Annotated in this window: 15 protein-coding genes and 1 pseudogene; 14 read left to right on the top strand and 2 right to left on the bottom strand. The window is 64.8% G+C overall.

The window, feature by feature from the left end:
* The first annotated feature begins 1 nt into the window (after window position 1).
* From SJH88_RS05265 to SJH88_RS05250, 4 genes and pseudogenes are all read left to right on the top strand, one after another.
* Window positions 2–3,201: pseudogene (locus SJH88_RS05265) on the top strand (efflux RND transporter permease subunit).
* A gap of 48 nt (window positions 3,202–3,249) precedes the next feature.
* Complete coding sequence (locus SJH88_RS05260; RefSeq protein ID WP_274753801.1) at window positions 3,250–3,957, top strand: protein-L-isoaspartate O-methyltransferase family protein; 708 nt, start codon at window positions 3,250–3,252, stop codon at window positions 3,955–3,957.
* Between the two features lie 34 nt (window positions 3,958–3,991).
* The gene (locus SJH88_RS05255; protein WP_042419755.1) at window positions 3,992–4,339 is read left to right on the top strand and encodes a rhodanese-like domain-containing protein; all 348 of its coding nucleotides are present in this window, start codon (window positions 3,992–3,994) and stop codon (window positions 4,337–4,339) included.
* A 69-nt stretch (window positions 4,340–4,408) separates the two neighbouring features.
* A complete protein-coding gene (locus SJH88_RS05250) occupies window positions 4,409–5,812 on the top strand; it encodes a TolC family outer membrane protein (RefSeq protein ID WP_274753800.1) in 1,404 nt (467 codons plus the stop codon).
* A 333-nt stretch (window positions 5,813–6,145) separates the two neighbouring features.
* Here the strand turns inward: SJH88_RS05250 and SJH88_RS05245 are convergent, their stop codons facing one another.
* Window positions 6,146–6,754 carry an isochorismatase family protein gene (locus tag SJH88_RS05245; RefSeq protein ID WP_045266775.1) on the bottom strand — a complete coding sequence of 203 codons (609 nt, stop codon included), beginning with the start codon at window positions 6,752–6,754 and terminating at the stop codon, window positions 6,146–6,148.
* Between the two features lie 196 nt (window positions 6,755–6,950).
* Here SJH88_RS05245 and SJH88_RS05240 point away from each other — a divergent pair, with 196 nt between their 5' ends.
* The 5 genes from SJH88_RS05240 (at window position 6,951) to SJH88_RS05220 (ending at window position 11,683) form a co-directional block, all read left to right on the top strand.
* Entirely contained in the window at window positions 6,951–7,526 is a 576-nt protein-coding gene (locus SJH88_RS05240; RefSeq protein WP_081889008.1) for a C40 family peptidase, read from the top strand.
* 72 nt (window positions 7,527–7,598) lie between these two features.
* The gene (locus SJH88_RS05235) at window positions 7,599–7,868 is read left to right on the top strand and encodes a hypothetical protein (protein WP_154162835.1); all 270 of its coding nucleotides are present in this window, start codon (window positions 7,599–7,601) and stop codon (window positions 7,866–7,868) included.
* Between the two features lie 104 nt (window positions 7,869–7,972).
* Window positions 7,973–8,986, top strand: a complete 1,014-nt coding sequence (gene dusA / locus SJH88_RS05230) for a tRNA dihydrouridine(20/20a) synthase DusA (RefSeq protein ID WP_274753799.1) — start codon at window positions 7,973–7,975, stop codon at window positions 8,984–8,986.
* 628 nt (window positions 8,987–9,614) lie between these two features.
* Window positions 9,615–11,030 (top strand): polyhydroxyalkanoate depolymerase, encoded by a 1,416-nt coding sequence (locus SJH88_RS05225; protein WP_274753798.1) that lies wholly within the window; start codon window positions 9,615–9,617, stop codon window positions 11,028–11,030.
* Between the two features lie 5 nt (window positions 11,031–11,035).
* Complete coding sequence (locus tag SJH88_RS05220) at window positions 11,036–11,683, top strand: RnfABCDGE type electron transport complex subunit B (protein ID WP_274753797.1); 648 nt, start codon at window positions 11,036–11,038, stop codon at window positions 11,681–11,683.
* 229 nt (window positions 11,684–11,912) lie between these two features.
* On the opposite strand, the gene SJH88_RS05215 is transcribed toward SJH88_RS05220, so the two are convergent.
* Window positions 11,913–13,409 (bottom strand): methyl-accepting chemotaxis protein, encoded by a 1,497-nt coding sequence (locus tag SJH88_RS05215; protein ID WP_274753796.1) that lies wholly within the window; start codon window positions 13,407–13,409, stop codon window positions 11,913–11,915.
* Between the two features lie 202 nt (window positions 13,410–13,611).
* Between SJH88_RS05215 and dapC the strand changes: the two genes are divergently transcribed.
* The 5 genes from dapC (at window position 13,612) to prmB (ending at window position 19,115) form a co-directional block, all read left to right on the top strand.
* The gene (gene dapC, locus SJH88_RS05210) at window positions 13,612–14,817 is read left to right on the top strand and encodes a succinyldiaminopimelate transaminase (RefSeq protein ID WP_274753795.1); all 1,206 of its coding nucleotides are present in this window, start codon (window positions 13,612–13,614) and stop codon (window positions 14,815–14,817) included.
* A gap of 9 nt (window positions 14,818–14,826) precedes the next feature.
* A complete protein-coding gene (gene dapD, locus SJH88_RS05205) occupies window positions 14,827–15,660 on the top strand; it encodes a 2,3,4,5-tetrahydropyridine-2,6-dicarboxylate N-succinyltransferase (protein WP_045266770.1) in 834 nt (277 codons plus the stop codon).
* A gap of 104 nt (window positions 15,661–15,764) precedes the next feature.
* Window positions 15,765–16,940, top strand: a complete 1,176-nt coding sequence (locus SJH88_RS05200) for a PilT/PilU family type 4a pilus ATPase (RefSeq protein ID WP_042418175.1) — start codon at window positions 15,765–15,767, stop codon at window positions 16,938–16,940.
* Window positions 16,941–17,001: 61 nt separating this feature from the next.
* Window positions 17,002–18,189 carry a succinyl-diaminopimelate desuccinylase gene (dapE, locus tag SJH88_RS05195; protein WP_274753794.1) on the top strand — a complete coding sequence of 396 codons (1,188 nt, stop codon included), beginning with the start codon at window positions 17,002–17,004 and terminating at the stop codon, window positions 18,187–18,189.
* Entirely contained in the window at window positions 18,186–19,115 is a 930-nt protein-coding gene (gene prmB / locus SJH88_RS05190; RefSeq protein WP_274753793.1) for a 50S ribosomal protein L3 N(5)-glutamine methyltransferase, read from the top strand. The genes dapE and prmB overlap by 4 nt, the downstream gene beginning before the upstream one ends.
* Window positions 19,116–19,180: the final 65 nt, after the last annotated feature.

Below are 19,180 nucleotides of genomic sequence, written 5' to 3'. Positions count from 1 at the left end.
CATGTGGTTCACCAAGGTCAGTCTGCGCAACCCTGTCATGGCCACCATGGTCATGCTGGCGTTCGTGGTGCTGGGGCTGTTTTCCTACCAGCGTCTGGCCATTGACCAGTTCCCTAATGTGGATTTCCCGGTGGTGGTGGTGTCCGTGGCCTACCCCGGCGCCTCGCCCGAGGTGGTCGAGAGCGAAGTCACCAAGCCGCTGGAAGAGGCCATCAACTCGATTGCAGGCATCAACGCCCTGACCTCGCGCAGCTACGAGGGCAAGGCACTGATCATCATCGAGTTCCAGCTGCACATCGATGGCCGCAAGGCCGCCGACGACGTGCGCGAGAAGGTGGCCACCGTGCGCCCGCTGCTGCGCGACGAGGTCGAAGAACCCTGGGTGCTGCGCTTTGACCCGGCCAATGCCCCCATCTGGTCCGTCGCGGTGCTGCCGCGCCCGGCCGACGGCGCCCAGCCCCTGTCGCCCATCCAACTGACCACCTGGGCTGACCAGGTGCTGAAAAAGCGCCTGGAAAACGTGCGCGGCGTGGGCGCGGTGAACCTGGTGGGCGGCACCCCGCGCGAAATCAACATCTACCTGGATCCTGCGGCCCTGCAGGCCTACGGCATCAGCCCGGCCCAGGTGGTGCAGGCGGTGCGCAGCGAAAACCAGGACCTGCCGGTGGGCAGCATCCGTTCGCTGCAGCAGGAACGGGTGGTACAGATCCAGGCCCGCATTGCGCGCCCCGCACAATTTGCCGACATCGTCGTGGCACAGCGCGCCGGCGCGCCCGTGCGCCTGGGCCAGCTGGCGCGCATCCAGGACGGCGCCCCCGAAGTGGAGAACCTGGCCCTGTACAACGGACAGCGCACGCTGCTGCTGTCCGTGCAGAAAGCCCAGGACGAAAACACGATCGACGTGGTCCGCGGGCTGAACCAGGCCATCCAGAGCCTCGGGGCCGAGCTGCCCACCGGCATTGCCCTGGAGCCGATTGCCGATGCCGCCCGCCCGATCCAGGTGGCCGTGGACAACGTGCGTCAGACCCTGGTCGAGGGTGCCGTGCTGACCGTGCTGATCGTCTTTCTGTTCCTGAACTCCTGGCGCTCCACCATCATCACCGGCCTGACGCTGCCGATTGCGCTGATCGGCACCTTCTGGTTCATGTACATGTTCGGCTTCTCGATCAACATGGTGACCTTGATGGCGCTGTCCCTGTGCGTGGGGCTGCTGATCGACGATGCCATCGTGGTGCGCGAGAACATCGTGCGCCATGTGCAGATGGGCAAGCGTCCGTACGACGCAGCCATGGACGGCACGCAGGAAATCGGCCTGGCGGTGCTGGCCACCACCTTGTCCATCGTCGCGGTGTTCCTGCCCATCGGCTTCATGGGCGGCATCATCGGCAAGTTCTTCCACGAATTCGGCATCACCATCGTGGCGGCGGTGCTGATTTCCATGTTCGTCAGCTTCACGCTGGACCCCATGCTCTCCAGCGTGTGGCACGACCCCAGCATCCATGCCCCTGGGCAACCCGTCAGCACCCGACGGTCCCTCTACGATCGCACGCTGGGGCGGGTCACCCAGGCCTTCGACCACGCCAGCGCCGACATCTCGGCCCTGTACCAGCGTCTGCTGGGCTGGGCCCTGCTGCACAAGCTGGCCACCGTGCTGACCGCCGTGGGCATCTTTGTGGCCAGCGTGCTGATGCTGCCGCTGCTGGGCTCCGAATTTGTGCCCAGCGCCGACTTTTCTGAGACCCAGGTCAAGTTCAAGACCCCGCAGGGCGCGTCCATCGAAACCACGGAAGCCAAGGCCCGGCAGGTCGAAGCCCTGCTGCGCGCCATGCCCGAGGTGGACTACACCCTGACCACCATCAACACCGGCAATGCCGAAGGCAAGCATTCCGCCAGCATCTTCGTGCGCCTGGTGGACCGCAAGCACCGCACGCGCAGCCTGGAAGAGATGTCGCTGGTGCTGCGCAACGCCCTGCGCAGCGTGCCGGGCATCACCGTCACCACGTGGGGCTGCTGGAGCCGGTCGGCGGGCAAAAACAGATCGAGTTTTCCATCATGGGCCCGGATCTGGGAGAGCTGGGCCGCCTGAACCAGCAGGTGCAGGCCCAGCTGCTGCGCATTCCGGGGCTGGTGGACCTGGACACCAGCCTGCAGGCCCCCAAGCCCGTGGTCAATGTAGAGGTGCGCCGCGACGCGGCGGCCGACCTGGGCCTGTCCGTGGCCAGTGTGGCCGGCAACCTGCGCACCCTGGTGGCCGGCGACAAGGTGGGCAACTGGCGGGCCAGCGATGACCAGACCTACGACGTCAAGGTGCGCCTGGCGCCGGAAGCCCGCACCCAGCCGGCCGACCTGCTGCACCTGCCATTCAGCGTGACGGGGCCGGACGGCAACCCTCGCGTGGTCCAGCTCAACCAGGTGGCCCAGGTGGTGGAAGCGCACAGTCCCAGCCAGATCAACCGCCGGGCCCTGACGCGCGAGGTCCAGTTCACGGCCAATGTGGCGCTTCGCTCGGTGGGGGAGGTCTCGGCCGACATCACCCGGGTGCTGCAACAGATGCAGCTGCCGCCTGGCTACCGCTGGGAGTTTGGCGGCTCCACCAAGAACATGAATGAATCATTCGCTTATGCCGTGTCGGCCCTGGCCCTGGCCATCATCTTCATCTACATGATCCTGGCCAGCCAGTTCAAGAGCTTCATCCAGCCGCTGGCACTGATGACCGCGCTGCCCCTGACCCTGATCGGCGTGGTGCTGGCGCTCATGATGTTCAACTCCGCCATCAGCATGTTCTCCATCATCGGCATCGTGATGTTGATGGGCCTGGTCACGAAGAACGCCATCTTGCTGGTGGACTTTGCCATCCGTGCCCAGGGCGAACACACGGACGAACACGGCCAACTGCACCCCGGCCTGCCGCGCGAACAGGCCCTGCTGATGGCGGCCAAGGTGCGCCTGCGCCCGATCCTGATGACCACACTGGCGATGGTGTTTGGCATGGTGCCGCTGGCCTTTGCCGTCACCGAAGGATCGGAGCAGCGTGCCCCCATGGGCCAAGCCGTGATTGGCGGTGTCATCACCTCCTCCCTGCTGACGCTGGTGGTGGTGCCGGTCGTGTACTGCTATCTGGATGATTTTCAGCAATGGCTGCGCAAGCTTTGGAAGGGGCGTGAGCCCGATCACGCTGCCAAAGCATCCCCACCCTCGTAGAATCGTGAGTTTGTTTCAGACAAGCCATCCCCAGCGGAGGAGACCACAATGAATTTGCCCCTGAACAGCCTGCTAGATCGCAACGACGCCACCGAAAACGCCCGTTACAACATGGTGCAGCAACAAGTGCGCCCCTGGAATGTGAGCGGCGAGCGCCTGCTGGAAGCGCTCTACACCGTGCGCCGTGAAGATTTCACGCCCCCCGCACACTACAGCCTGGCCTTCATGGACGTGGAAGTGCCCCTGACCGACGATGCCGATGCCATCGCCCAGGGCCTGTGCATGTTCCAGCCCCGCGTGGAAGCGCGCATGATCAACGATCTGGACATCCAGCCCCATGAGCGCGTGCTGGAAATCGGTACCGGCTCGGGCTTCAGCGCGGCCCTGCTGTCGCGCCTGGCCAAGGACGTGCTGACCCTGGAAATCCACCCCGAGCTGGCGGAAATGGCTCGCGAGAACCTGACCGACGCTGGCTGCGCCAACGTCAGCGTGCGCGTGGCCGACGGCTCCAAGGACACCCTGCCCGAAGGTCCTTTCGATGTGATCTTGCTCAGCGGCTCGGTCGAGGTCCTGCCCGCCAACCTGCTGCCCCACCTCAAGGACGGCGGCCGCCTGGGCGCCATCGTTGGCACCCAGCCCGTGATGCAATTCACCGTGGTGACCAAGCAGGGCAGCCAGATCACGACGAAGTCGCCCTGGGACATCGTGGCACCGCGCCTGCAAGGCTTTGCCACCGCCCCCCGCTTCTCGTTCTAAGCCGCATCGCGCGAGCACCGCCGGAGACTGCTGCATGTTTTACCAAGTGCGCCCCGCCCTGCTGGATGCATGGCTGGGCCAATTCAACGGCGATGCCGCCAAGCCCGTGGTCTTGGATGTGCGTGAAAAGTGGGAGTGCCAGGTGGCCAGCGTGGCCCCCAGCGACCAGTTCGAGCTGTTGTGCATCCCCATGGGCGAAATCACATCACGCCTGAACGAGCTGGACCCGGACCGCCCCATCGCCTGCCTGTGCCACCACGGCGCACGCAGCATGAGCGTGGCGGCCTATCTGGCCCGCGAAGGCTTTGAATCGGTGGCCAACATCACCGGCGGCATTGCCGCCTGGGCGGTGGAACGCGACCCCAGCGTGCCTCAGTACTGAGGCGCCATCCAGCGTTTGGTGCAGTGGCCGGCAGCCTGCGCTGCCGGTGCGGTCTTGAAAAGGGTATCCATGGTGTCTTCCTCCGGGCTGTCTGTCGTCTCCTTTCGCCCTGCCCTGCGCTGCGTGGCAGCAGCCGTTCTGGCCAGTGGATGGCTGTCACTGGCCCAGGCCCAAAGCCTGGTGCAGCTGACCGAACAGGCACAGACTTATGACGCGGCCTGGCAAAGCGCCCGGGCCCAGCTTGACGCCACCATCAGCAAGGGCGCGCAGGCCCAGGCCGGCCTGCTGCCCCGTATTGGCATCCAGGCCGGCAGCCAGTACAGCGAAACACGGGTGCGCAGCGACCGCCCCATCCCCCCCCTGGATGCCCGCCAGGATTCGGCCAGCCTGCAGGCGCAACAACCGCTGTACAACCCAGCCAACCTGGTCACGTACCGCCAGGGCCAGCGCAGTGTCGACCTGGCCTATGCCCAGGTCGATGCCGCCGCACAGAACCTGCTGGTGCGGGCCGCCCAGGCCTATTTTCAGGTGCTGACCGCGCAGGACACTTTGCAGTTGGTGCAGGCCCAGAAGCGGGCCGTGTCCGAGCAACTGGCCTTTGCCCAGCGCAATTTCGAAATCGGCACGGCCACGGTGACCGATTCGCGCGAAGCCCAGGCCCGCTTCGATCTGGTCCGCGCCCAGGAAATCGCCGCCGACAATCAGCTGCGCGTCAGCCAGGCGGCCCTCGAACAATTGGTCGGCGTCGCGGGCGCAACCCCCTGGCCCTTGGCACAGCCCGTGCGCCTGCCCACCCTGGCACCAGCCGATCTGGCCAGTTGGCTTGCACTGGCGGCCGACCGCAGCCCCCTGGTGCGCCAGGCGCAGATCGCGCTGGACGTGGCCCAGCTGGAAACCGACAAGGCGCAGGCCGGTCACAAACCCACGGTGGACCTTCAGGCCAGCTATGGCACACAACGCAACCCCGATGGCACTGCTGCCATGCGCTACCCCAACAACGCCACCGTCGGGACGGTGGGCGTGGTGATGAACATCCCTCTGTTCGCCGGGTTTGCGGTGCAGAACCGGGTCAAGGAAACCCTGTCACTGGAAGAGAAAGCACGTGCCGACCTGGAAGATGCCCGCCGCCAGGTGGCCCAGGCCGTGCGCACCGCCTACTTTGGCGTGCAATCGGCCACCGGCCAGGTCCAGGCCCTGGAGGCGGCCGTGGCCTCCAGCCAGAGCGCCCTGGAAGCCAATAAGCTGGGCTACGAGGTGGGGGTGCGCATCAACATCGATGTGTTGAATGCGCAAAGCCAGCTGTACCAATCCCAAAAGGATCTGGCGCAGGCGCGCTATAACCTGCTGCTGGGACACCTGCAGCTGCGCCAGGCCGCCGGCAACTTGGACATGCAGGACGTGCACGCCATCAACCAGTTGCTGAGCCCTGCCCTACAGACGGCAGAGGCGACGGCAACGTCGTCCGCTCGCTGAGCATTCACTGCAGCGTGTGGGCTGTGGGTGTTGTGACTGCAGGGGCATCTGCGGTCATGGTCACGCACCAAGAACCTAGTGTTCATTGAAAAGTGAGCAGGCTGCCTTGGTTGTGCAAGGACTTCAATACTCCTTAGCACTGAAGCTATTGTTCTTGCTGCGATAGCAGCTCACTTTTTTAAGCCATTTCAGCGATCGTTGGAATGAGCGCAACACTCAACCAACGTCCCAAGTATGTGAAGATGCCGCCGGACATTTTAATGTAAGCTGCATTCAAGAGCTAAATAAAAAAACGCTGACCTCACGATCAGCGCAGGCTCGAATCTCCGTGACTTACTTGACCAGTTCCAGCATCTGCTTGAAGGCAGGGTGCTCGCAGCTGCGGATCCATTCGAAAGCTACCATCTCGGTCGTGACCAGCTCGGCCCCAGCGCCAGCCAGACGGTCGAACGCCGCATCACGGTTGCGCTCACTGCGTGAACTGCAGGCATCAGTCACCACCCACACTTCCATCTCCTCTTCCAGCAATTGCAAGGCGGTCTGCAGCAGGCAGACATGGGCCTCACAGCCGGCAATGATGATGGAAGGACGCTCGGGCTCTGCCGGTGCCGCTGGCTTTTGCAGGTGCTTGGGCAGGCTGCGCGCATTACCACCCTGCTGCTTGCGCACGGGCGGGCGCAGCAGATCGATCAGGCCATCCTCGGCCGCGCTGAAACTCATCTTGGACAAGGTCTGGTCGCACAGTGCGCGCAACTCGGACGCGTTCGGGCCCAGGCGGGAAGGGTTTTGCTCTGTGCCCCACACGGGCACCTGCATCAGGTTCGCCAGCTTGGCCAGCTTGACCGCATTGGCCAGGACCTGCGGTCCTTCAAAAATCGCGGGCATCAGCTTTTCTTGGTAGTCGATCAACACCAGTTGCGAGTCATCGGCGTCCAGCAGCATGTAATTCTTCCTTCAGAGGTTCTTCAAAGCCACATTGTCGCAGTGAAGCCTGCAAGCGGGCACACAAAATGCGTGCCCGGAAACTCTGTCATATATCAATTACGGCATAACCAACCCGTACAAATCGGCAATTAGATGCACTTTGTGCGCCAATTTCCGCCCACAACGTCAGACAAGCGTGATAACCTCCGTGCCCATGACTTGCAAATGGCTATTGTTTATCGCCCTCGGCTGTGGAAGCGTGCAAGCCGCTCCCACCAACAGCGAACCGTTGACCCAGGAACGTCTGGCAGACATCGTGCATGAGCGCGGCCTCGGCGCGAACCTGCAGAGCATGGGCCATTCCGTGGCCAGCAACACGTCCAGCCTGATCAACACGGCCATGGGCATGATCGGCATCCCCTACCGCTTTGGCGGTACCAGCGCTGAAACCGGCTTTGATTGCAGCGGTTTCGTGCGTGCCATCTACCAAGATACCGTCGGCCATCTGCTGCCACGCCGTGCCGACGAGCAGGCCAAGGCCACCCAGAAGATCGACAAGAAAGAACTGCGTCCCGGCGACCTGGTGTTCTTCAACACCATGCGCCGCACCTTCAGCCATGTGGGCATCTACGTGGGCGAAGGCAAGTTCATCCACTCCCCCCGCAAGGGCAAGAGCGTGCGCGTGGAAAGCATGAACGACAGCTACTGGGCCAAGCGCTTCAATGGCGCCCGTCGCGTGGATGTGGCGGATGCACAGCCCGCGTTGCTGGAAGCCTCCACCGCTCCTTGACACTGATCAACTCCCGCCAAGGCCTGCTTTCATGCAGGCCTTGTCTTTTGTCACTCACCCATTGGTTTTGCCATGACCGACCAAGCCACTCCCAAACCCAAACTGGTTCGCTGGATCATCGGCCTGCCGGTGGCGATGTTTGCCATCCTCATGCTGATCAGCCAGCTGTTGTTCAACGCCTCGCCCGACAAGGAAACGCAATGGGTGGAGCGCGAAACCATCCGCCTGTGCTGGAAGGAACGCGAAAAGGGTCCAAAGGAAGGCACGCCGGCGCAATTCACCGAAGGGCAGTGCGAGAAGCTGGAATTCGACTTCAAGACCCGCTGGGGAATGAACCCCTGAGCCGGCTGCGCAAAGCCTTGCGCCTGAAGCGATTGCACAGGCTGGGCACAATAGCGCCCCGGATTGGCCTGCACGCTGGCAGGCACCGTGCCTGCATTGTTTGAATGAATACTTCGCCCCCTACCTCGCCTGCCACGTTCAGCCCCTGGCGCATGTCCGTGGCCCCGATGCTCGACTGGACGGACCGGCACTGCCGCTACCTGCACCGCCTGCTGAGCCGCCACACCCTGCTCTACACCGAGATGATCACCACCGGTGCCTTGCTGCACGGGGATGTGCCGCGCCACCTGCGCTTCAACGCCGAGGAACACCCCGTGGCCCTGCAGCTGGGCGGCAGCGAACCGGGTGATCTGGCCAAGGCCGCCAAGATTGGCCAGGACTGGGGCTATGACGAGATCAACCTCAATTGCGGCTGCCCCAGCGAGCGGGTGCAGCGCGGTGCCTTTGGTGCCTGTCTGATGAACGAGGCCAGTCTGGTGGCCGAGGGCGTCAAGGCCATGCGCGATGTGGTGGACATTCCCGTCACCGTCAAGCACCGCATCGGCATCGACAAGATCGAGAGCTATGACTTTGTGCGCGACTTTGTCGGCACCGTGGCCGAGGCCGGCTGCGAGGTCTTCATCGTCCATGCCCGCAACGCCTGGCTGCAGGGCCTGTCGCCCAAGGAAAACCGCGACATTCCACCGCTGCGCTACGAGATCGTGGCCCAGCTCAAGCGCGAGTTCCCGCACCTGACGATTGCCATCAACGGTGGCATCAAGACCGACGCGGTGGTGCAGGAGCAGCTGCAGCAGGTCGATGGCGTGATGGTGGGCCGCGAGGCCTACCACAACCCCTGGTGGATGGCCCGCTGGGATGAGCTGTACTTCGGTGCGCCGGCGTCCACGTTGACCCACCTGGACATCGAGCAGGCCATGGTCGCCTATATGGAACGCGAAGCGCGCGAGCACGACACCCACTGGTACGCGATTGCCCGCCACATGCTGGGTCTGCGCCACGGCCTACCGGGCGCACGCCGCTGGCGCCAGGTGTGGAGCGACCACCGCCTCAAGCACCTGCCGGCCCGCGAAGTCTCGGCGATTGCCAACACCCGGCCGGACGGTTCCCAGCCCGACTAAGCCCCTCGCGCGAGGGGGCTGCCATGCAGGAACTGTTATGCGACGAGCATGCCAGCCTGCATAGCAGGCATCTGGCTGCTCCACTGCCCCCCATATCTACAAGCCTTGCACTGGTGGGCTGGAGGGATGTGCCGTTCTGCCATCCCGCGCCATAAATCTAGGCCCAACCTCACCTACTCCCGGGCCGAACCTGCAGCATGCCGGCGCCGTGACCACAGCCCTGGGCCCCCATCGCCACGGGCTGCAGTCCGCAGGTTTCTGCAGGTGCCAGCGCAGCATTGGAGTTAGGCTGCAGACCAGCAGACCAGCAGACCAGCAGACCTGTGGCTGTGGCTGGATGACAATCAAAAAACATAGCTACTGGCGCTTGCGCAGCTTGATTTTGAATGATTTATCCTTTCAAACCAGGATTCCACAAACGCTGAGCGCTATGCTTTCCTGCAAGGCCCTTTCGCCGTCCAGGGCTTGCGCAAGGCCGCCGGGGATACCACCTATTTCAATTCTTGCAGCACGCGGACGCGCTGGCGCACGCTTGTCGCCTGCGCGACGCCCTCCCCTGGATAGTGCCATTCCGCGCCAGCGCCGCATGCTGTTATATTGCACTGCAACATAACCAGGTATGCACGCCATGCTCTACCAGCTCTACGAAACCCAACGCGCCCTGCTGGCACCCTTTGCCGACTTTGCGCAAGCCACCTCCAAGCTGTACACCAATCCGCTGCTGCCCATGGCGCAGTGGCCCTTCGCCCAACGCATCTCGGCCGGTTTTGACCTGTTCTACCGCTTGGGCAAGGGCTATGAAAAACCCGAATTTGGCATCCAGTCCGTGCCCGTGCATGGCGTCAAGGTCACCATTCTGGAGCGTGTCGAGATCGACAAGCCGTTTTGCGAGCTGCGCCGCTTCAAGCGTTTCTCGGACGATCCCGAGACGCTGGACACCCTGCTCACCCAGCCCCCGGTACTGGTCGTCGCCCCGCTGTCGGGCCACTACGCCACCTTGCTGCGCGACACGGTCAAAAGCCTGCTGAGCGACCACAAGGTCTTCATCACTGACTGGAAAAATGCCCGCCTGGTGCCCCTGGAAGACGGTGAATTCCACCTGGACGACTACATCAACTACGTGCAGGAATTCATCCGCTACCTGCAACAGCAGTACGGCAACTGCCATGTCATCAGCGTCTGCCAGCCCACGGTGCCGGTGCTGGCCGCCGTGTCGCTGATGGCCAGCCGCGGCGAGACCACGCCGTTGACCATGACCATGATGGGCGGCCCGATTGATGCGCGCCGCACCCCCACGGCCGTCAACAACCTGGCTGTGCAGCGCAGCTTCGAGTGGTTCGAGAACAATGTCATCTACCGCGTGCCGGACAACTACCCGGGCGCCGGCCGCCGCGTCTACCCTGGCTTCTTGCAGTACTCCGGCTTTGTGGCCATGAACCCCGACCGCCACGCCAACAGCCATTACGACTACTTCAAGAACCTGGTCAAGGGCGATGACGCCAGCGTCGAGCAGCACCGCAAGTTCTACGACGAGTACAACGCCGTGCTGGACATGGACGCCGATTACTACCTGGAAACCATCCAGACCGTGTTCCAGGACTTCAAGCTGGTCAACGGCAGCTGGGACGTGCGCGCGCCGGACGGCACGCTGGAGCGCGTGAAGCCCCAGGACATCACCAGCACCGCGCTGTTCACCATCGAAGGCGAGCTGGACGACATCTCCGGCTCCGGCCAGACCCGCGCCGCGCAGGAGCTGTGCGCCAACATTCCTGCCACCATGCGCCTGCACTACGACGTCATGGGGGCCGGCCACTACGGCATCTTCAGCGGCCGCCGCTGGCGCGACATGGTCTATCCCAAGGTACGGGGCTTCATCTACGCCCACCAACCCGCCCCGGCCGCCGACAGCGCACCGGTCAATGACGGGGAATTGGTGCACGCCGAAGACGCCGCCTCCCAAGTTGCGCCACACTCTGCCCCCAGGACACCGACCACCGCCAAGCCGGCCCCCGCGTCCAGGGTGCGCCGGCGCGGCACCCGCTAGACTGCATGCCTGAAATTCAGCCCAAGCCAGTCCTCACCGGACTGGCTTTTTCCATTGATGCCGCCCTGCCGCAGACGCAATGCACCCGTTGCGGCTACCCCGACTGCGCCCGCTATGCCCAGGCGATTGCCGAGGAAGGCGCGCCCATCAACCAATGCCCACCCGGGGGCACGGAAGGCATTGCGCGGCTGGCGGCCCTGACCGGCCAGCCCGCGCAGCCGCTGAACCCGCAGTTCGGCATCGAAGGACCGCTGACGCTGGCGCGTATTGACGAAGACTGGTGCATTGGCTGCACCCTGTGCCTGAAAGCCTGTCCCACCGACGCCATCCTGGGCGCCAACAAGCAAATGCACACGGTGATGCCGGCGCACTGCACCGGCTGCGAGCTGTGCATCCCCGTCTGCCCGGTGGACTGTATCGAGCTGGAGGTCGTCAGCGGCGCGCGCACCGGCTGGGAGGCCTGGACGCCGGCACAGGCGCAGCACGCCAAGCAGCGCTACCACGCGCGCCAGCAGCGGCTGCAGGCCCAGGGGCTGACGGACAGCATCAACGCCAATGCCCAGGCCACGGCCCCCGTGCCCGAGGTGGTGCCCGACAAGAAAGCGGCGGTTGCCGCCGCCCTGGCCAAAGCCCGCGGCCTGCGCGGTCACTGAGCCCGTCAGACCGCACCGATTACCGAAGTTCCTGTATTGATAGCTACAGGCGCTGGTTTAATCAGCGCTGCAGGCCATTTTGATGCCCTGTGCAGCATGCCTGCACACCCGGCATGAAAAGTGCCCGTGTGCCGTGCCACACCCGCTGCCTGCAACAGCGGCATGCCCACAGCCCGTGCGCCCCTGCCACCAGGGCTACGCCAAGGGCATCAAGGGCCATCAAGGGCACTCAGCCGGCAAAGCTCTTGTAGACGCCGCAGCCCAGGTATACGCCGTCCTGCTTGCAGACATAGGACATCTTGGCCTGCACCTTGCCCGACACCGGGTTGGTGAAGTCGTACTCAACCCAGCCCGGACCCTGCTCGGCCTGCGCAATGATGGCGCGCAGCAGGGCATCGCCATCCACCCCCTTGACATCCTGCACCCGGGTACCGCGCTTGCCCGGGTTGCCACCGAACGCCAGGTACTGCCCGCCGGCATCCAGCACAAAGACATACATGTCGCGGTCGTGAAAGGGTTGCTGCGGGTCCGTCAGCGCTTGCCAGTACTGCTGCTGCGCCATGCCCATGCGGCGCAGCGCCACCGCCCGCTCCACCAGGGCCACGGCCTCGACCGCCGTGCCCTGCTGCAGCCGAAAACGCTCCACCGCCTCCGACAGCGTGGCCGCGCGCTGCTCCAGCGCCTGCGCCTCCTGCACCACATGGCGCACCATCAGCGCGTTCTCCTGGGTGACCTGGTCGATCTGGTGCACCGCCTGGTGGATCTGCTGCAGGCCCGTGCCCTGGCTGTTGCCGGACTCCGAGATCGCCTCCACATGCCCGGCCACGCTGCGCACGCCCTGCGCCACCTGGTGCATGCCCTGGCCCGCCTGGCGGATCAGTTGCGTGCTGCTGGCCACCTGCCGCACCGAATCCTCGATCAGCAGGCGGATCTCCTTGGAGGCCTCGGCGGAGCGCTGCGCCAGGCTGCGCACCTCGGAGGCCACCACGGCAAAGCCTCGCCCCTGCTCACCCGCACGCGCCGCCTCGACGGCGGCATTCAGCGCCAGGATGTTGGTCTGGAAGGCAATCCCGTCAATCACGGCGATGATCTCGGACATGCGCCCGGCGCTGCGCTCAATCGCCTCGACCGACTGCACGGCCTGCTCCATCACGCCGCTGCCCTGCTCCACCGCCTGGCGCACCTGGGCCGTGTAGCGGTCGGCGGCCACGGCCGTCTCGGCATTGTTTTGCACCACGGCCGTGACCTGTTCCACGCTGACCACGGTCTGCGCCACGTTCGAGGCCTGCAGTTCGGTGCGCGCCGCCAAGGCCTGGTTGTCCTGGGTGAGCGTGTGCCCCGCCTGCGTGACCAAGGCCGCGTTGCTGCGGATTTCAGCCACCATGCTGGACAGGGCCACCACCATGCTGTCCAGCAGGCGGGCCATCTGCGCCAGCTCATCGGCCCCGTGGGCCGTGATGCGGTGGGCCAGATTGCCCTGGGCTGCGTGCTCCATGGCCGTCAGCAGCCGCGCCACCTCATGCGCCAAGCTGCTGTAGACGCTGTACAGCACATACAAGAACCACAGGCCCGCCGCCGCCGGCAGGCCCACCTGCAGCCCTGGCGCCCAGCCCTGGCCCGCAGCCAGCCATGCGGCCAGCATGGCCAACCCGCCGCTGACACCGATCAGCGCCAGCTTTCCGCCCAGCTTGCAGTGCCTGAGCACCCAACGCATTGGCTTGTGCATGCTCCCCCTCCCCGCGTTCGCACACGATGAAATTCGTTACAAAGGGTTGTAACTCCGGGAAGCGGCGCCAGCCTTGGGGGTTTTCCCAGCTAGCCTTGTTCGTTTTTCGCCGCCCCACCCAGGATGCCTGCGGTCTGCAGACCCCCGGCATCACGCATCAAGCACAAAGCGGGCGACATTCTGACCCCATAATATTTGGACCATGAATCCCCTGCTCCAACACCTTCAGCCCTATCCCTTCGAGCGGCTGCGCCAACTTTTTGCGGGGGTGACGCCACCCGCCGATCTGCGCCCCATCAGCCTGGGGATTGGCGAGCCACGGCACGACACGCCGGAATTCATCAAGACCAGCCTGTGCGACAACCTGGCGGGTCTGGCCAACTACCCTGCCACCGCCGGCGACCTGCGCCTGCGCCAGGCCTGCAGCGACTGGATGCAGCGCCGCTATGGCATCGCAGTGGACGCTGCCACACAGATCCTGCCCGTCAACGGCTCGCGCGAAGCCCTGTTTTCTTTCGCCCAGACCATCATCGACCCCACGCAGTCCGGCGCCACGGTGCTGTGCCCCAATCCCTTCTACCAAATCTACGAAGGCGCCACGCTGCTGGCCGGCGCGCAGCCCTACTTCGTGCCCAGCGATCCCGCGCGCAACTTCGCCGTGGACTGGGACAGCGTGCCGGACGAGGTCTGGACCCGGACCCAGTTGATCTACGTCTGCTCGCCCGGCAACCCGACGGGCGCGGTCATGCCCTTGTCGGAATGGGAAAAGCTGTTCGCGCTGTCGGACCGCCACGGCTTCGTGATTGCCTCGGACGAGTGCTACAGCGAAATCTATTTCCGCGCAGAAGCGCCCCTGGGCGGCCTGGAAGCCGCCGTGGAACTGGGCCGCAGCGACTACCGCAACCTGGTGGCCTTCACCAGCCTGTCCAAGCGCAGCAATGTGCCCGGTCTGCGCAGCGGCTTTGTGGCCGGCGACGCCAAGCTGCTCAAATCCTTCCTGCTGTACCGCACCTACCACGGTGGCGCCATGGGCCTGCCGATCCAGCACGCCAGCATCGCCGCCTGGTCGGACGAGGCCCATGTGGAGCACAACCGCCAGCTCTACCGCGACAAGTTCGCCGCCGTCATGCCGATTCTGGAGCCCGTGATGGACGTGCGCCTGCCGGATGCCGGTTTTTACCTCTGGCCCCGCATCCCCGATGCTTTGGGCATGACGGACACCGAGTTTGCACAGGCCTTGTACGCGCAAAACCATGTTACTGTCCTGCCCGGCAGCTACCTGGCCCGCGATGCGCGTGGCCACAACCCGGGGGCCCAGCGTGTGCGCCTGGCCCTGGTGGCAGAAACCTCCGAATGCGTGGAAGCCGCTCAGCGCATCGCCGATTTCATCCAAAAACATTTGAAGTAATTTGCTCCTATGACACAGCAACTCCAACAGATCATCGAAACCGCTTGGGACAACCGCGCCGAGCTGTCCGCAGCCTCTGCCCCCAAGGAAGTCGTAGAAGCCGTCGAATTCGCCCTGCAGCAACTGGACAACGGCACGCTGCGCGTGGCCAGCCGTGAAGGCGTGGGCCAGTGGACCGTGCACCAGTGGCTGAAGAAGGCCGTGCTGCTGTCCTTCCGCCTGAACGACAACAAGCTGATGTCCGCCGGCGCCCTGAACTTCTTCGACAAGGTGCCCACCAAGTACGAAGGCCTGAGCGAAGCCGACATCGCCGCCACCGGCGTGCGCGTGGTGCCGCCTGCCGTGGCGCGCCGCGGCTCCTTCATCGCCAAGGGCGCCATCCTGATGCCTTCCTACGTGAACATCGGCGCCTACGTGGACTCCGGCACCATGGTCGACACCTGGGCCACCGTCGGCTCCTGCGCCCAAGTGGGCAAGAACGTCCACCTGTCGGGCGGCGTAGGCCTGGGCGGCGTGCTGGAACCCCTGCAGGCCAACCCCACCATCATTGAAGACAACTGCTTCATCGGCGCACGCTCCGAGGTGGTCGAAGGCGTGATCGTGGAAGAGAACTCCGTGATCTCCATGGGCGTGTACATCGGCCAGTCCACCCCCATCTTCAACCGCGAAACCGGTGAAATCACTTACGGCCGCGTGCCCGCTGGCTCCGTGGTGGTCTCGGGCAACCTGCCCAAGAAGACCAAGGACGGCAAGGACTACTCCATGTACGCCGCCATCATCGTGAAGACCGTGGACGCCAAGACCCGCTCTACCACCAGCCTGAACGACCTGTTGCGCGATTGATGCGCATCAAGCATTTAGACAAGCTCTAAATCGCAAGCTGGGGGTTTTGCTGCAGACTACAGGCCTGCAACAAAGCCCCCAGTTTTTTAATCAGAGATTTCGGCATGAGCATGATGGAACGCATCCTGCGCCTGATGGCGGAAAAGCACGCCTCGGACGTTTACCTGTCCGCCAATTCCCCCGCGCTCATCAAGATCGACGGGGTCTGCGTGCCCATCAATAACCAGCTCCTGCCGCCGGACGCGCCGCGCGCCCTGCTGGCCGAAGTGGTATCTCCGCACGACATGGAGGTGCTGCAGGACACGGGCGAGCTCAACATGGCCGTCCCCCTCAAGGGCGTGGGCCGCTTTCGCGTCAGCGCCATGCGCCAGCGGGGTTCGGTGGCCGTCGTGGTGCGCTTCATCGCCCAGCAGATCCCCAAGCTGGAAGAACTCAAGCTGCCGCCCATCCTGAACCAGCTGATTCTGGAAAAACGCGGCCTGCTGCTGGTGGTCGGTGCCACCGGCTCCGGCAAGAGCACCACCCTGGCGGCCATGATCGACAGCCGCAACGAGCAGCGCTCGGGCCACATCCTGACCATCGAGGACCCGATCGAATTCCAGTTCCGCAACAAGCGCTCTATCGTCAACCAGCGCGAAGTGGGTTCTGACACCCAGTCGCTGCAGGTGGCACTGAAAAACGCGCTGCGCCAGGCGCCGGATGTGATCCTGATCGGCGAGATCCGCGACCGCGAAACCATGTCCGCCGCGATCGCCTACGCGCAATCGGGCCACCTGGTGCTGGCCACGCTGCACGGTAACAACAGCTACCACGCCCTGAACCGCATCCTGAGCTTCTACCCCGTGGAGGTGCGCGCCACCATGCTGGGCGACCTGTCCTCGTCGCTCAAGGCCGTGGTCACCCAGCGCCTGCTGCGCACGCCGGCGGGCAAGCGCGTACCGGCCGTGGAAGTGCTGCTCAACACCAAGCTGGTGTCCGAGCTGATCGAAAAGGGCGACTTTTCCGGCGTGCGCGACAACATGGAGCAGTCCATGGCCGAAGGTTCGCAAACCTTCGAAGAAGACCTGGCGCGCCTCATCACCAGTGGCACAATTGACCGCAGTGAAGGCTTGGCCAATGCCGACTCGCCCACCAACTTGATGTGGCGCCTGCAAAATGCGCCCCAAAAAGCCGCTCCGGCCAGCAGTCCCCTGGAAGCGCTGGCCCCTGCGGTGGAGCAGAACGTCCCGGCCCTGCCCGAGTTTGGCGACTTGTTGCTGAACACCGGTCTTAAAACATAAGCCCCCGTGCAGACTGGGGGCCAGGTTGCCCGCAAGGTGCAGCCCATTTTGGATTTCTCTCATGTCACGCACCCTGCAACTGGCTGAGCAACTGATCAGCCGCCCCTCCATCACCCCCGAAGATGCCGGCTGCCTGGAAATGCTGGCCGAGCGCCTGGCCCCCCTGGGCTTTGCGTGCGAGCGCATGGACGGCGGCCCCGACAGCTTCCGCGTGCACAACCTCTGGGCCGTGCGCCGCAGCGGCCACCCCGCGGCCAAGACGCTGATCTTCGCTGGCCATACCGACGTGGTGCCCACCGGCCCGGTGGAGCAGTGGGGCAGCCCGCCGTTCACCCCTTCCTACCGCGACGGCAAGCTGTTCGGCCGCGGTGCCAGCGACATGAAGACCTCCATCGCCGCCTTTGTCGTGGCCGTCGAGGAATTCCTGGCCCAGCAGACCGACACGCCCCTGGACATCGCCTTCCTGCTGACCAGCGACGAGGAAGGCCCCGGCCATGACGGCACCAAGATCGTCTGCCAGGCCCTGCACGCGCGCGGCGAGCCCATGGACTGGTGCATCGTGGGCGAGCCCACGGCCGTGCAGCAGACCGGCGACATGATCAAGAACGGCCGCCGCGGCTCGCTCAGCGGTCGCCTGACCGTGGAAGGCATCCAGGGCCACATCGCCTACCCGCAACTGGCGCGCAACCCCATCCACCAGGCCCTGCCGGCGCTGGCAGAGCTGGCCAGCATCGAATGGGACCAGGGCAACGCCTTCTTCCCCGCCACCAGCTGGCAGATCAGCAACATGCATGGCGGCACGGGCGCGTCCAACGTGATCCCCGGTGAGGTCGTGATCGACTTCAACTTCCGCTACAGCACCGAGAACACGGCCGAAAGCCTGAAGCAGCGCGTCAAGTCCGTGCTGGACCGCCACGCGCTGGAGTACGACCTGACCTGGAGCCTGTCGGGCGAGCCCTTCCTGACCACGCCCGGCGATCTGGTCCACGCCACGCAGCAGGCCATCCGCGCCGAAACCGGGCTGGAGACCGAGCTGTCCACCAGCGGTGGCACCAGCGACGGCCGCTTCATCGCCAAGGTCTGCCCCCAGGTGATCGAGCTGGGCCCGCCCAACGCCACCATCCACAAGATCGACGAGCACATCGTCGTGACCGATGTGGAACCGCTGAAGAACATCTACCGCCGCGTGCTGGAAAACCTGCATGCGCAGCTGCAGTCCGCCGCCGCCGTGCAAGGGGCCGCCGCATGAGCCACGCGTACACCCTGCCCCACGGCGCCACCGTCGGCGCCCTGATCGACACCGGCGCGCAATGCCTGACCCAGGCCGGCGTGGGCTTTGGCCACGGCACGGCGAACGCCGAGGAAGAAGCTATCTGGCTGGTGCTGTGGCAGCTGGGGCTGCCGATTGACGTCCCGTTGGGCGACGACGAAGATTCGGTGGAAAATCAGCCCGTCACACCCGAGCAGCAAGCGCTGGTAGCTACACTTTTCAAAGAACGCATCGCCAGCCGCAAACCCGCCGCCTACCTGACGCGCGAGGCCTGGCTGATGGGCGTGCCCTTCTACGTGGACGAGCGCGCCATCGTACCGCGCAGCTTCATTGCCGAGCTGCTGGCCGACGGCAGCATCGACCATTTCCTCTCGGACAAGACCCGCCAGGTGCTGGACCTGTGCACCGGCAATGGCTCGCTGGCCTGCCTGGCCGCCATGGCCTGGCCCGAGGTGGCGGTGACCGGAGCCGACATCAGCACCGACGCCCTGGCCGTGGCCCGCATCAACGTCGACAAGCACGGCCTGCAGGAGCGCGTGACCCTGGTCGAGACCGATGGCCTGCGCCAGGTGCCCGGCCCTTGGGACCTGATCCTGTGCAACCCGCCCTACGTCAACGCCGACAGCATGGCCAAGCTGCCCGCCGAATACCTGGCCGAGCCCGAGCTGGCCTTGGCCGGCGGCACGGACGGCATGGACTTCATCCGACAGTTGTTGGCCGATGCGCCCGCCTGCATGACCGACGACGCCGTGCTGGTGCTGGAGATCGGCAACGAGCGACCCTTCTTCGAGGCCGCCTTCCCCGAGCTGCTGGTCTACTGGCTGGACACCAGCGTGGGCGAAGACGCCGTGCTGCTGGTCACCCGCCAGGAACTCGTCGCCCAGGCCCAGCGCACGGCACAATAAGTGCCGTGCCACCGGGCTTGAAGTTTCAAGCCTTTTTGGCCTCTAGCGCTTATCCGGACTGCGCC

The sequence above is a fragment of the Comamonas sp. GCA5 genome (assembly GCF_036541385.1).
In the GTDB taxonomy this organism is placed as follows: domain Bacteria; phylum Pseudomonadota; class Gammaproteobacteria; order Burkholderiales; family Burkholderiaceae_C; genus Comamonas; species Comamonas aquatica.
The sequence above is the reverse complement of the archived record's forward strand: the minus strand, read 5'-3'. Positions and strand labels throughout refer to the sequence as shown.